Here is a 12991-nt window from a genome sequence, read left to right as displayed (position 1 = left end):
CTTACACCTTTTCCCTGACCGGGGCCGGTGTGGCGTAGGGAACTTCCGTCTGGCCATAACGGCGCACGCGAATATTGGCCTGCTCGGCATGTCCGGCGAACCCCTCCAGGAGCGACAGACGCGAACAATAGCTGCCGATTTCGGCGGTGGCTTCGTCGCTGAGGACTTTCTGGAAGGTGCAGGTTTTCATGAACTTGCCCACCCACAGGCCGCCGGTATAACGTGCGGCTTTCTGCGTGGGCAGGGTGTGGTTGGTGCCGATCACCTTATCGCCGTAGGCCACGTTAGTACGTGGTCCAAGGAACAGCGCGCCGTAATTGGTCAGGTTAGCCAGGAACCAGTCGTCCCGGTCGGTCATCACCTGAACATGTTCGGAAGCGATACGATCTGCCTCCAGCAGCATCTCATCGTAGCTGTCGCAGACGATGATTTCCCCGTAGTCCTGCCACGACTGGCGGGCAATGTCGGCGGTAGGGAGCTTTTCCAGCAGCCGTTCCACTTCGCTGAGCGTCTCTTTGGCAAGCTGGAGCGAGTTCGTCAGCAGGATGGCAGGGGTGGTGACGCCGTGTTCGGCCTGGCCCAGCAGATCCGTGGCGCACATTTCCGCGTCAACCGTGTCATCGGCAATCACCAGCGTTTCCGTCGGACCGGCAAACAGATCGATACCTACCCGGCCGAACAGCTGTCGTTTGGCCTCCGCGACGAAGGCGTTACCGGGGCCGACCAGCATGTCGACCGGTGCCAGCGAGTCCGTGCCCAGCGCCATGGCGCCTATCGCCTGAATGCCACCAAGGGCATAGATTTCCGTTGCGCCAGCCATTTTTTGCGCCGCGACGATCGCCGGGGCGGGCTGACCGTTAAACGGCGGGGCACAGCTGATAATTCTTGAGCATCCCGCCACGCTGGCGGTGATGATCGACATGTGCGCGGAGGCGAGCAGGGGATATTTTCCGCCAGGCACGTAACATCCCACGGCGTTAATCGGAATATTTTTATGCCCGAGAATAACGCCGGGACGCGTTTCAATTTCCAGGTCCCGCAGACATTCTTTCTGCGCGCGGGCAAAATTCGCGACCTGCTGTTGGGCGAATTCAATATCCTGAATATCCTGACGGCTTAACTGTTTTATGCAGCGGTCAATCTCCGCGGACGTCAGACGATAATCCTGACGGTCATAACGATCGAATTTAATGGATAATTCGCGAATGGCTTTATTTCCGCGTTTTTCAATATCCGCAAGTATTTGTTCAACCGTTTCTCTTATTTGCTGGTTGGCTTGCTGGCGCTCTTCGGTAGATTTACCGGTTTTTAATTTCCAGGACACTCGCTTCTCCTTACTTTTTTCAGATGTCAGTTGTCCTCCCGGCGAGCCGGGAAAGGGTATTTACTTCAGAAAGGGTTATTGATCCGGCGCGGCAGCGTACGCACCGTTTTTTAATAATTGGGCTGAGGTTTGCGTTTTACGGGCATATACCCATCGAGCGGACAGCGGCGTGGCAATAGCGGCCACAACGGAAAGGGCGGCAATCAATATATAACCGGACGACAGGTTAATATGTTGCATCATTACGCCCATCATTACCGGCCCGACAAACATGCCGCAGGAATAAATGGTCTGGAATAGCCCCATTCGCGTGGATTGTTCATCAGACGAGGTATTCACTACGCTGAGCGACATGAATGCCGCAAAGGCCATACCGAACGAGAACCCCGCCAGCGCCTGCCACAGGTAAATAACATAGATATTGCTGGTGAAGGGAATGCCGAAAGTGGATATCACCTGTAAAACGATGCCGAGCACGGCGGTTTTTACCAGCCCAAGTCGCTGATAAAACACCGAGCTGCACAGGGCGATGGCCAGCCCGTAAAAAAGAAGGTGAATGTTACCCAGCAGCGCGAGGATCCCCGCCCGGGCGCCAAGCTGCTCGGCATAGACCGGCGTCAGCGTGTCGCGGGTGGCGAAGGGCACCAGAATGACGACGGTCGCCAGAATGCCAATCAGCCAGACGGAACGGTCGGCCAGCTGCTGGCGCGCGCCGGTAATGCAGGCTTTAAGCGTGGGGGCCTGAACCGGGTCGTGCACGTCCTGAATGCGGGTCGTCAGGATCAACGCCACCAGGGCGGAGATGCAGGAGACAAAAAAGGCGATGTTATTGGCGAAATAGTGAATCAGCACCGCGCCAATACAGTTGCCGAGAAACACGCCGATGGGCCCTGCAAGCGCCAGCAGCGCGACGGCGGCAGGGGCTTCGTTGCGACCGAAGTAACGCATGAACAGGATGTTGTACAGCACCCAGGTCGCCGCCGTGACGCCGTCTGCCGCTTTCGCCAGATACAGCGTAATGGCATTGGGTTCAAGCCAGGCAATCGGCCAGGCGATAATTGGCAGCAGCAGGCCAATCTGGATGAAGATCCTGCGGCTTTTAACCACGTCGGAAATAATGCCTAACGGGAAGCGTATCAGAAGGGTTGCCAGACCAGACGCGCCCATAATGATGCCCATGATCTGTGGCTCAATGCCCTGGTTGATCATCATGGGGGCCAGGAATGCATCAATGCTATGGATGCAGATAAAGAACAGGATGCTGATGATAAAAAAGAGCCGGGCTTCCCGACGGCGTAACAGTGCTTGAAACATGGTTTTGAACCTCTTGAGAATTAATGGGTTATAACCAGTCAGGGACGACGTTTACCGGTTCAATCCTTTGGGCGACTCCTGTTCTCTCCGGTACCATTGACGGTATGAAAACTCTTTGCATACGTATTCAAGATTTGAAGTTACGAAAAGGTTTCATGTTTGTAAAGTGATCTCGATCTTGTTGTGAGAATTTTAATTTTTTGTGTTGCATACGCATGCAAAGGTGGTGTAAGTATAAAAAACACCCACTTGCTGAGGCGTTTGAAGCACGCGCAAATGGGCAGGACGTTGATAAGGAATCAGGGGTAATGAAACGTAAGACTTTTGCAGCAGTCACATCCCAACAGGTCGCTCAGCTGGCGGGGGTATCGCAATCTGCGGTGTCGCGAACGTTCACGCCGGGGGCGAGCATTTCGCCGGCAACGCGTGAAAAAGTGCTGAAGGCAGCGCGCGAGCTGGGTTATCGCCCGAATGCGATCGCCCGTTCGCTCAACACGGCTCGTTCGCGCATTATCGGTGTCGTCATTTCTTACTTTGATAACCCCTTTTACTCGCAGGTGCTGGAGGCGCTGGCGCAAAAGCTGGATACGCTGAACTATCACCTGCTGCTGTTCGTTGGCGACCGGGAAGGCAACGTTGACCGTATTTTTGACCAGATTATGCAGTACCGGGTGGATGGTATTGTGCTGGCCTCGGTGACGCTGTCGCTGGAGTTATCTGAAGAATGCCTTGCCGCCGGGATCCCGGTAGTGCTGTTTAACCGCAGCGAAGAGAGTGGCATGGCCTCCAGCGTCAACAGTAATAACGAAGCGGCCGCGCGGCAGATTGCCGAGTTTCTGCTGGCGGGGGAGCACAAGCGTTTTGCCTACGTGGGCGGCGTGGCCGATTCCCCGGTCAATATTGCCCGCCAGCGCGGGTTCATCTCCACGCTGGAAGAACATGGCATCACCGATGTGCGGGTGGTGCACGGGAATTACGACGCTCAGCAAACCACCCGGGCAGCCTATACCCTGTTTTCGACGTCGCCAGCGCCGGATGCGGTCTTTGTCGCCAACGATCATATGGCCGTCACGGTAATGGATGTGGCGCGCTATGAGTTTGGTTTGCGCATTCCGGAGGAGGTCTCCGTTGTCGGGTATGACGACATTGGCCCTTCCGGCTGGCCCTCTTATGCGTTGACCTCGGCGTCGCAGCCGGTCGGCGCGATGGTGGATGCCACGGTGGAACTGTTAATGAAACAAATTGACAGCGGAACCATAGAGCCTGAACAGATTACGGTGCCCGGTACGCTGGTGATACGCCACTCGGCGCGTCGCCCACGCAGCGGCGTTATCGAAACCAATGGTTTAACGCTATTCCAGTCTAAGGAGCGCACATGACCAGATTGCGGGGCTTCAGCCCTCAATTCGACTCTATCCAGCAGTTCATTTTGACGCTGACGCACGTGGTGTGGGAGCAGAAAGATATCGGCCAGCTGGCGGATTTTTACGCCACGCCGGTGGTTTTCACTACCCCCGAAAAACAGCTGCATGAGCTTTCCCAGTTTATGCGCCTGACGCTTGAGGCGATGCACAGCTTCCCGCAGCGAGCGGTGCTGACGGAGGATATTCTGTGCAGCCAGAACCCGGGGGATGAGTACTATGCGGCGCAGCGTACCGTAGCCCGCATTCAGCACCAGGGGGAGGGATTTTTTGGCCCGCCGACGGGGAAAAATGTCTGGGTCCGCACCTGGGCCGATCGCATCTGTGTTGATGGTGCCGTACGCCAGGAGTGGCTGCTTCAGGATCGTGCCGCGATTGTGGCGCAACTGGGGCTGGATGTCCGCGATTTTGCTTTTAACCTGGCGACCATGCGCCAGCAGCTTGGGCTGGAATCTGTGTCTGCTGAGACGCTGGACGCCCGCTGGGCGGGCGGGCCCGAGGGCGACGACGTGGAAGGGGCGCTGGCCGGGGTCGTTGAGCGCTACTTAACGATGTGGGCGGGCGGTAACAGCGGCGTGGTGCCCGGTCTCTATCACCCGGCGGCGACGCTGTACGCGCCGGGGCACTGCCTCTGCACCGGCGAACAGGAAATTGGCGCACAGCTTTCCGGTTATCGCGCTTCATTTGCCGACAGCGAAACGCAACTTCATCACCTGATTGTGCGTAAAGATCCTAATGAGCCGATTCGACTTTCATTGCGCTGGTCGTTGTTAACCTGGCATGACGGTTACGGCAAATTTGGTGCGCCGACCCGTAAACCCATATCAATTACCGGTATCAGCCAGCTTGAATTACGTGATGGTTTAATTTTCCGTGAATACCTGGGGATCGATGAATTAGCGATTTGGTCGCAAATATTTAATTAATGGGGCGGCAGCCCCCTTATTCCGGCTGCAAATATTAACCGTGTTTAATTCACCCTCACTTACGGGTGCGGGTTCTTATTGTCTGAAAACAGAGCAGGAGTTTATATGTCTTCCACCGAAGCAACAAATAAAGCACCAGCCGTACCCGAAAAAAGCAGCGTGAAATCGCTGAAAGAGGAACCTGTATTACAGGTGGAGCGTCGTGATTTTGTCGATCTGGTACCGGAAAAAAGACCGCGTGTGCAATCATTACGCGGCTTTGATGACTGCTATACCGATATTGTCGATTATATCGTTCGCTGCACCCATAAAATATGGGACGAGCGCGATGTCGGCTTAATTTATTCTCACTATACCCATAACTGCGTGCTGTATAACGCGCTGGGGACACTCTATAACCGTGAACAGGTGGTACAGGATACGCTGCAACGCTTAATTGCCTTCCCGGAACGGCGCGGAATGGCAACCCAGGTTATCTGGAACGGAAATGATGTTGACGGTTTTTATACCTCTCACCTGGTGACGGGAAGCGGGCGGCATACCCAGCACAGCCATTTAGGCAAGCCGACCAACCGCACCTTCGTTACCCGGACCGTGGCGGATTGCATGATCCACGAGAATAAAATTTATCGGGAGTGGGTGGTCAGCGACAACATGTCGTTAATGAAACAGCTTGGCCTGAACACCGATCAAATCGCATTTAATATGGCAAAAGAGCAGTTCGATAAAGGCTTCCGCGTGATGGACATCGGCGAAAACGGCCGCATGCTGGGGCAATATCCGCCGGAGATGGAGTGCGATGTATCCATTGCGCACACTGATACTGAGGAGCAGTGCCTGCGTTGGCTGCATGAGATCTACAACCGCCGGATGTTTGGCAAGATCAAAGAAGTGTATGCGCCTAACGTACAGTGGCACGGTCCGCTGATGAAAGAGCTGTACGGCACCGCGGCGGTAACCCATCAGACGCTGGCGCTGGTGGGGATGATCCCTGACGGCGCGTGGCTGCCGCAGCATATTTGTTCCAACCCGTGCGATGAAGGCGGCGTCAAAGTGGCCGTTCGCTGGATCATCGAAGGGCATCACCTGGGTTACGGCGAACTGGGCAAGCCGACCGGAGAACGACTGTTTGTGATGGGCATGTCGCACTACCACATCGTCAACGGAAAAATTGTTGATGAGTGGGTGGTTTACGACCATCTGGCGCTGTTGGCGCAAATCAAACTCGGCCAGATGGAGGACGCGTAAATGTTAAATAAGGTGAGCTGGATTAAGCGCCCGCAGGGGCAGGATGCGCAGGCCGATCGTTCCCTGACGGAGAAGGTCAGCGCCATTATCGAGCGCGTGAAAACCGAAGGCGATACGGCGCTAAGAGCCTTTTCGCAGCAGTTTGATAAGGTCGTGCCCGCGCAGTTTGAGGTGAGCGAGCAGGAGATCGCCGAAGCACTGGAGGGGATGGATGCCCAGACGCGCCGCGACAGTGAGTTTGCGATTAATCAGGTGCGTCGTTTTGCGCAGGCGCAGCTGGCGACCATGCAGCCGCTGGAGGTAGAGACGCTGCCTGGCGTGCATCTCGGTCACCGGATCATCCCGGTGCAGACGGTGGGCTGCTACGTGCCGGGCGGTCGGTATCCGATTCTCTCCGCTCCCGTGATGTCGATTGTTCCTGCGACGGTGGCGGGTTGTGAACAGATTATCGCCTGTCTGCCCCCGGGCGCCCATCCGGCGATGATTGCAGTTTGCCATCTGGCAGGCGCGCACCGCATTTTCAAAGTTGGCGGCGCGCAGGCCATTGCGGCTATGGCCTGGGGAACGGAGAGCATTCCGTCGGTGGACAAAATCGTTGGGCCAGGCAACGCCTTCGTTAATGAAGCGAAACGCCAGGTTTTTGGTCGGGTCGGCATTGATGCCCTCGCCGGGCCGAGCGAGATTTTCACTATCGCGGACGACAGCGCCGACCCGCGCATTCTGGCCGCCGATATGCTGGCGCAGGCAGAGCACGATATTCATACCCGCGTCGGGCTGGCGACAACCAGCCGGGATATCGCTGAGCGTACCCTGGCGGAGGTTGAGCGTCAGCTCGCCAGCCTGCCAACGGCGGCAACGGCGGGGGAGGCGTGGCGCCGGCAGGGTGAGATTGTGCTCTGCGAAGATGAAGCGCAGCTGATTGCTTTTGCTGACCATATGGCGACGGAGCATTTGCAGGTGCATACCCGCGATCCGCACGCGACGGCGGCGAAGATCCGCAACTATGGCTCGCTGTTTATTGGTCAGAACGCCAGTGTGGTGTTCTCTGATAAATGCTGCGGCACCAACCACACTTTACCGACGATGGCGGCGGCACGCTATACCGGCGGTCTGTGGGTAGGGGCGTACGTCAAAATCTGTACCCATCAGTGGATTGACGAGCAGGGTATCCCGGCAATCGCAGAACCGGCGATCCGCCAGAGCCGTACCGAGGGGATGCAGGGGCACCGACGGGCGGCGGAAATTCGTCTGCGTCCGCAGGACATTGATGCCATTACTACCGGCATGCGGGACTAAAACGTATCCCGGGCAGCCTTCTGCCCGGTTTTCAGCACGGGGAGCCTGAGATTATGAAGCGCCTGATACCGCCAGACGACTGCCCGGAGGAAATTGCCCGCCGTCTCGACGTCATACAGCAGCACCGGGCGCTCAACGCGATCCTCGGGGTTAACCCTGACGCTATGTCTCAGGCGGAACAGCATCAGCAGCAGCGTCGACGTGGAGAGCCGATCGGCCCCCTGCACGGCGTGCCGCTGATCGTCAAAGATAATATTGCCTGCGCGCCGATGCCCATTACTCTTGGCTGCCGGGCGCTGGCCTCACTTAACGCGACAGCGGATGCACGGGTGGTGCAGCGATTGCGCAGCGCGGGGGCGATTATTCTCGCCAGGGCCAATATGTCCGAGTTCGCGTTCGATGTGCGCTCGCGAAGCTCGCTGGGGGGCGATGTGGCGAATCCACTTTGCCCGACACTCACCGCCGGAGGTTCCAGCGGAGGATGCGCTGCGGCCGTGGCGGCGGGAATGGCGGATGGCGCATTGGGTACCGATACCGGCGGCTCTATCCGCATTCCCTGTAGCTATACCGGGCTGGTGGGGCTACGGCCTGCCTTTCGCCGTTCACAGCTGGACGGTGTAGCGCCGCTCTCGCCCAGCAAAGATACCGTTGGGCCAATGGTACATAGCGTTGAAGATGCCGCCTTGCTGCATGCGGTGATCCATGGCCTGCCGCCGGTTGCGCTTCCTGTGCGTTCGCTGAAAGGCGTTCGCTTTGGTGTGGTAACCGCGTTACAGGGAGAGGATGAGGTACAGCTGGAGGTCTGGCAGTCGGCGCTGCACACGTTGCGCCGTGCCGGAGCGACGCTGGTGGAGGTTTCACTCCCCTTCCTTGAAGAGGTGAGGCAGGCCACCTGCCTCAGTCTGTATGAATTTCGCGTGGCGATTGACGACTGGCTTAGCAAACAGCCTGGCGCTCCCTCCGGCCTGACAAGCATTGTGGACTCCGGCGCTTTCCTGCCAGAGTTTGCGCCGTTTCTACGTCAGATGCTGGCGAGTAACACGCTGAAAACCCCGCTCTGGCTGGCGGGGCGTCGCTTTCAGCGCCTGTTGCGGCAGAACCTTTGCCAGGTGGCGGAGGCGCAGCGCATCGACGGATTTGTGTATCCCACCGTACAACGATTACCAGAAAGTATGGCGAAGATGCCGCCAGGCTGCGCGCCGGAACTGGCCGCCATCAGCGGCCTGCCTGCCATTACGTTGCCCTGTGGCGTAAGCCGTATCGGTCTGCCGGTGGGGATGGAGATGTTATCGGTGCAGGAGGATGAGGCGGCACTGATGGTGCTGGCGCTGGCGTGTGAGGGGGCGCTGGGCGAGAAGGGATAGATACAAAAAAGCCCGCAGGGCTTGTGCCGTGCGGGCTTTCTGTACTTCACCGGACATATCCGTATCATTATTTGGTGGAGCTGGCGGGAGTTGAACCCGCGTCCGAAATTTCTACATCCTCGGTACTACATGCTTAGTTTGTCTTTACATTCGCACGCCAGCTGCGGACAGACACGCCACTAACGAACTAGCCTGATTAGTTTTAACGCTTCAACCCCAGGCAGGGTTTCCACGCGATCTCTTTTGGGTTTGACCTCTCTTTGATCCCCGTCTTAAGAGCGGAAGCTAGGGAGAGAGGGCTCTTAGCAGGTTATTAAGCTGCTAAAGCGTAGTTTTCGTCGTTTGCGACTATTTTTTTGCGGCTTTTAACGAGGCAAACCGCCCCTCGGCATGCACCTTGGGTTTCGCAAATCCCGTCGAATCCAGAATCAGCCCCAATAGTGTTGAACTCAGTATACCAGATTTCACTTCCTCGACACCAGCCCGAAACGCTAACTTATTGAATAGTACAATAAGCGCGCAGAATCAACGTCCTGCGTTTTTCATGATACGTGCTTTATCGAGCTGCCACTCGCGTGCTTTCAGGTCAGTACGCTTGTCGTGTTGTTTCTTACCTTTCGCCACGCCGATTTTCACTTTGCACCAGGCGTTTTTCCAGTACAAAGAGAGTGCCACCACGGTGAAGCCTTCACGGTTGATGCGTCCGTAGAGGGATTCCAGTTCGCGCTTGTTCAGCAGCAGCTTACGGGTGCGGGTAGGATCGCAAACGTAATGTGAAGAGGCGACGGTCAGCGGCGTAAAGTTCGCGCCGAACAGGAAGGCCTCACCGTCTTTCAGGATCACGTAGCTGTCGCCGATATTGGCTTTCCCGGCACGCAGCGATTTTACTTCCCAGCCCTGCAACGCAAGGCCGGCCTCGAATTCTTCTTCGATGAAATACTCGTGGCGAGCACGCTTGTTAAGCGCAATGGTCGCCGAACCAGGTTTATGTGCTTTTTTCTTCGTCATAAGTGTCGTAAAGCCGTCGGTAATCTGATTTTAAAAAGTCACCTCATTGCGTCCTGTGAGGTCTAACGCGCTATATTAGCACGAGATAAGGCTTAGCGTTTTTTTAACAGGTGATAAATGTTATTATTTGTCTGTTGTGTGACCATGGAAAATGCTATGCCTCAGATTAGCCGTACTGCGCTTGTTCCCTACAGCGCGGAACAAATGTATCAGTTAGTGAACGACGTTCAGTCCTATCCGGAATTTATTCCAGGATGCACCGGTAGCCGAGTGCTGGAATCCGGCCCGACGCAGATGACTGCGGCCGTGGATGTCTCCAAAGCGGGGATCAGCAAAACGTTCACCACGCGCAATACCCTGACGAGCAATCAGAGTATTTTGATGCATCTGGTGGATGGTCCGTTTAAAAAACTGATGGGAGGGTGGAAGTTTACGCCACTGAGCGCTGACGCCTGCCGCATTGAGTTTCATCTGGATTTTGAATTTACCAATAAGCTGATCGAACTGGCGTTTGGCCGAATCTTTAAAGAGCTGGCCTCGAATATGGTTCAGGCGTTCACCACGCGCGCCAAAGAGGTTTACAGTGTCGCATAAGATTGCTGTTGAGGTGGTGTATGCGCTGCCGGAGAAGCAGTATTTGCAGCGCGTGACGCTTGAAGAGGGCGCCACCGTTGAGGCGGCTATCCGGGCCTCCGGCATCCTTGAACTTCGCCGTGATATTGACCTGGCGAAGAATAAAGTCGGCATTTATAGCCGTCCGGTTAAGCTCGGTGATGTGCTGAAAGAGGGCGACAGGGTTGAAATCTATCGTCCTCTGATTGCCGACCCGAAAGAGTTGCGCCGTCAGCGAGCAGAGAAATCCGGTAAGTAGCCAAATAAATGTACACAAAAAAGGTGCTCATTGAGCACCTTTTTGCGTTGTTGACGCCTGATTATTTGGTCAGGGCAGGCTTGTTGTCGATGTTGGTCAGCACGCCGGCACTGCTGAAGGTCAGCGTCAGGGTTTGCTGGGTTACATCTTCATGACCAGGCTGCTGGCGGAATACATAGAACCAGGTGTTTGTGCCGAACGGATCGGACATCATCGGGGTTCCCAGGGCATAAGCGACCTGCTGTTGTGTCATACCCACGCGGATTTTGGACACATCGTTAGGGGTAAGGTAGTTCCCCTGGTTGATGTCAGGACGGTAAACCACTTTCTCCAGAGTGGAACAGCCTGCGGTCAACATCAGAAGAACCGCTGCGGCAGCGGTCAGCGTTTTACAGCGCATAGTGATTTGATTCCTTTTCGGGCCCGAGCAGTACGCGGCTCATATGTAATATGCCGATGATAATAGACCTTGCCCCACTTTGAAACCGGTCTGGCGGCGTTTTTGTTGTTCTGTATGACCCTGAGATCCCGAAAAAGTTTATGCCGCCAGCAGTTCTTTCGCATTCGCGAGGGTATTGCGAGTGACTTCACTGCCGCCGAGCAAGCGTGCCAGCTCCTGCAAGCGTGAGCGTTTATCCAGCGGCTTCATGTGCGTTTCCGTCATTTCGCCATCGGTTTCCTTGCTGACGATAAAGTGGTGATGACCACATCCGGCGACCTGCGGCAGGTGAGTCACACACATGACCTGCGTCGATTCACCCAACTGACGCAGCAGTTTGCCGACAACGGCCGCGGTCGGGCCGCTGATCCCCACATCCACTTCATCGAAAATCAACGCCGGGGTTTCCATTTTACGGGCGGTAATCACCTGAATGGCCAGGGCGATACGCGACAGTTCACCACCGGAAGCCACTTTCGAAATTGCCTGCAAAGGCTGGCCCGGGTTGGTGGTGACGCGGAATTCTACGCGGTCTGCGCCTTCCGCCGTCAGGTGATTCTCTTCAAAGCGAACATCTATGGTGAACACCCCATGCGGCATCGCCAGCGTATGCATGCTGTCGGTAATGTGCTGGCTAAGCTCCTGCGCATAGTGTTGCCGCACGTCGTGCAGCCGTTTCGCCGTTTCCAGCGCCTGCTGATGATGCAGATTAACCGCCAGAGACAAGGTTTCAAGGGAATCGGCCTGATCGTCCAACTGCTGCTGTTCCTCCAGCAGAGACTGATAGTAATTCGGCAGCTCTTCCGGGGTAACGTGATGCTTACGCGCCAGTGAAATCTGACGGGAGATGCGTTGCTCAAGCTCGAACAGACGGTTCGGATCGAGATCCAGACGTTCACAGTAGTGGCGCAGCTCATCCCCGGCTTCTGAAATCTGAATCGCGGCCTCTTCCAGCATTTCCAGTACGCCAGAAAGCTTATTGTCCATGCCGGTCAGTTCGGTCACAAGCTGACGCACGTTGTACAGCTGGCTCTGCAAATTCACGTCTTCGCCATCCGCCAGCATGTTAAGGGCAGTCTGGCTGGTGGAGAGCAGCTGACCGCTGTTGGCCAGACGCTTGTACTCTTCGTCGATTTGCTCAAATTCACCCGCCTGCGGGTTAAATTCGTTCAGCTCTTTCAGTTGATATTCCAGCAGCTCGGCGCGCGCGGTACGCTCCTGGCTTTGCTGCTGATGCTGCGCAAGTTCGCGGCAGCTTTGATGCCACTGACGATAGTGCTCCGCCATGAGTTGAGTAAGCGCGTACTCACCTGCATAGCCATCAAGCAGGGCTTTCTGTTGTTCGGGTTTGATTAACTGCTGGTGCGCATGCTGACCATGGATCTGGATGAGCAGCTGGCCCAGCTCGCGAAGCTGGGAGAGGGGAACCGCTGTACCATTGATAAAACCGCGGGAGCGGCCATCGTTGCTGATGACGCGGCGAAGTAAACACTCACGTCCGTCTTCGAGCTGGTTTGCTTCCAGCCAGCGCAGGGCGGCAGGTGTGTCTTTTAACGAGAAGCGGGCGCAGAGATCGGCACGGGCGGCGCCTGTGCGCACCATATCCCCCTCTGCACGACCACCGAGGCACAAGCCGAGGGCATCAATGGCAATGGATTTACCTGCACCGGTTTCACCGGTAATCGCCGTCATTCCGCTATGGAAGTCGATCTCAAGCTCACGAACAATGGCAAAGTTGCTGATGGTCAGTTGTGCCAGCATAATTGTTTTCCTGTATGAA

General features: G+C 56.1%; 12 protein-coding genes and 1 other RNA gene. 7 read left to right on the top strand and 6 right to left on the bottom strand.

Translation table 11 applies throughout. The features are described from left to right. Position 1: 1 nt before the first annotated feature. A complete protein-coding gene (gene hisD, locus ACOTZD_RS04395) occupies positions 2 to 1324 on the bottom strand; it encodes a histidinol dehydrogenase (protein ID WP_003862272.1) in 1323 nt (440 codons plus the stop codon). Between the two features lie 75 nt (positions 1325 to 1399). Continuing rightward, positions 1400 to 2638 (bottom strand): MFS transporter, encoded by a 1239-nt coding sequence (locus tag ACOTZD_RS04390; protein ID WP_022651680.1) that lies wholly within the window; start codon positions 2636 to 2638, stop codon positions 1400 to 1402. Between the two features lie 308 nt (positions 2639 to 2946). Here ACOTZD_RS04390 and ACOTZD_RS04385 point away from each other — a divergent pair, with 308 nt between their 5' ends. The 5 genes from ACOTZD_RS04385 to ACOTZD_RS04365 all read left to right on the top strand — a co-directional run bounded on the left by ACOTZD_RS04385 (position 2947) and on the right by ACOTZD_RS04365 (position 8893). Next, a complete protein-coding gene (locus ACOTZD_RS04385) occupies positions 2947 to 4017 on the top strand; it encodes a LacI family DNA-binding transcriptional regulator (protein WP_003862277.1) in 1071 nt (356 codons plus the stop codon). Beyond that, a complete protein-coding gene (locus ACOTZD_RS04380) occupies positions 4014 to 4985 on the top strand; it encodes a nuclear transport factor 2 family protein (RefSeq protein WP_015571630.1) in 972 nt (323 codons plus the stop codon). Before ACOTZD_RS04385 ends, ACOTZD_RS04380 begins: the two co-directional genes overlap by 4 nt. 105 nt (positions 4986 to 5090) lie before the next feature. Further along, positions 5091 to 6233: an ester cyclase gene (locus tag ACOTZD_RS04375; RefSeq protein ID WP_015571629.1), complete on the top strand. Its 1143-nt coding sequence runs from the start codon at positions 5091 to 5093 to the stop codon at positions 6231 to 6233. Beyond that, positions 6234 to 7529, top strand: coding sequence for a histidinol dehydrogenase (gene hisD / locus ACOTZD_RS04370; RefSeq protein WP_022651679.1), 1296 nt, complete (start codon positions 6234 to 6236; stop codon positions 7527 to 7529). It begins immediately after the preceding gene. 53 nt (positions 7530 to 7582) lie between these two features. Further along, positions 7583 to 8893 (top strand): amidase, encoded by a 1311-nt coding sequence (locus ACOTZD_RS04365; protein WP_032609963.1) that lies wholly within the window; start codon positions 7583 to 7585, stop codon positions 8891 to 8893. Between the two features lie 72 nt (positions 8894 to 8965). On the opposite strand, the gene ssrA is transcribed toward ACOTZD_RS04365, so the two are convergent. Together ssrA and smpB are read right to left on the bottom strand one after the other, a co-directional pair. Then, positions 8966 to 9329: a transfer-messenger RNA gene (ssrA, locus tag ACOTZD_RS04360) on the bottom strand. 89 nt (positions 9330 to 9418) lie between these two features. Next, positions 9419 to 9901, bottom strand: coding sequence for an SsrA-binding protein SmpB (gene smpB / locus ACOTZD_RS04355; protein ID WP_003863115.1), 483 nt, complete (start codon positions 9899 to 9901; stop codon positions 9419 to 9421). A 156-nt stretch (positions 9902 to 10057) separates the two neighbouring features. On the opposite strand from smpB, the gene ACOTZD_RS04350 reads away from it, so the two are divergent. Continuing rightward, positions 10058 to 10495 carry a type II toxin-antitoxin system RatA family toxin gene (locus ACOTZD_RS04350; RefSeq protein ID WP_003863117.1) on the top strand — a complete coding sequence of 146 codons (438 nt, stop codon included), beginning with the start codon at positions 10058 to 10060 and terminating at the stop codon, positions 10493 to 10495. Continuing rightward, positions 10485 to 10772 carry an RnfH family protein gene (locus ACOTZD_RS04345; RefSeq protein WP_003863119.1) on the top strand — a complete coding sequence of 96 codons (288 nt, stop codon included), beginning with the start codon at positions 10485 to 10487 and terminating at the stop codon, positions 10770 to 10772. Before ACOTZD_RS04350 ends, ACOTZD_RS04345 begins: the two co-directional genes overlap by 11 nt. A gap of 61 nt (positions 10773 to 10833) precedes the next feature. On the opposite strand, the gene bamE is transcribed toward ACOTZD_RS04345, so the two are convergent. Then, a complete protein-coding gene (bamE, locus tag ACOTZD_RS04340; RefSeq protein ID WP_003863121.1) occupies positions 10834 to 11172 on the bottom strand; it encodes an outer membrane protein assembly factor BamE in 339 nt (112 codons plus the stop codon). Between the two features lie 138 nt (positions 11173 to 11310). Continuing rightward, positions 11311 to 12972, bottom strand: coding sequence for a DNA repair protein RecN (gene recN, locus ACOTZD_RS04335; RefSeq protein ID WP_022651676.1), 1662 nt, complete (start codon positions 12970 to 12972; stop codon positions 11311 to 11313). Positions 12973 to 12991 lie beyond the last annotated feature (19 nt).

The organism is Enterobacter cloacae complex sp. SHL022, from assembly GCF_049237785.1.
GTDB classification, from domain to species: Bacteria; Pseudomonadota; Gammaproteobacteria; order Enterobacterales; family Enterobacteriaceae; genus Enterobacter; species Enterobacter hormaechei_C.
Note: the sequence above shows the minus strand (reverse complement) of the source record. Positions and strands in the feature narration are given on the sequence as shown.

Bases quoted from the DNA above. Each gene is read 5' to 3' on its own strand.
- ACOTZD_RS04375 (WP_015571629.1), top strand. From the start codon at position 5,091: ATGTCTTCCACCGAAGCAACAAATAAAGCACCAGCCGTACCCGAAAAA.
- smpB (WP_003863115.1), bottom strand. From the start codon at position 9,901: ATGACGAAGAAAAAAGCACATAAACCTGGTTCGGCGACCATTGCGCTT.
- ACOTZD_RS04390 (WP_022651680.1), bottom strand. From the start codon at position 2,638: ATGTTTCAAGCACTGTTACGCCGTCGGGAAGCCCGGCTCTTTTTTATC.
- hisD (WP_022651679.1), top strand. From the start codon at position 6,234: ATGTTAAATAAGGTGAGCTGGATTAAGCGCCCGCAGGGGCAGGATGCG.
- bamE (WP_003863121.1), bottom strand. From the start codon at position 11,172: ATGCGCTGTAAAACGCTGACCGCTGCCGCAGCGGTTCTTCTGATGTTG.
- ACOTZD_RS04365 (WP_032609963.1), top strand. From the start codon at position 7,583: ATGAAGCGCCTGATACCGCCAGACGACTGCCCGGAGGAAATTGCCCGC.
- ACOTZD_RS04380 (WP_015571630.1), top strand. From the start codon at position 4,014: ATGACCAGATTGCGGGGCTTCAGCCCTCAATTCGACTCTATCCAGCAG.
- ACOTZD_RS04350 (WP_003863117.1), top strand. From the start codon at position 10,058: ATGCCTCAGATTAGCCGTACTGCGCTTGTTCCCTACAGCGCGGAACAA.
- ACOTZD_RS04385 (WP_003862277.1), top strand. From the start codon at position 2,947: ATGAAACGTAAGACTTTTGCAGCAGTCACATCCCAACAGGTCGCTCAG.
- recN (WP_022651676.1), bottom strand. From the start codon at position 12,972: ATGCTGGCACAACTGACCATCAGCAACTTTGCCATTGTTCGTGAGCTT.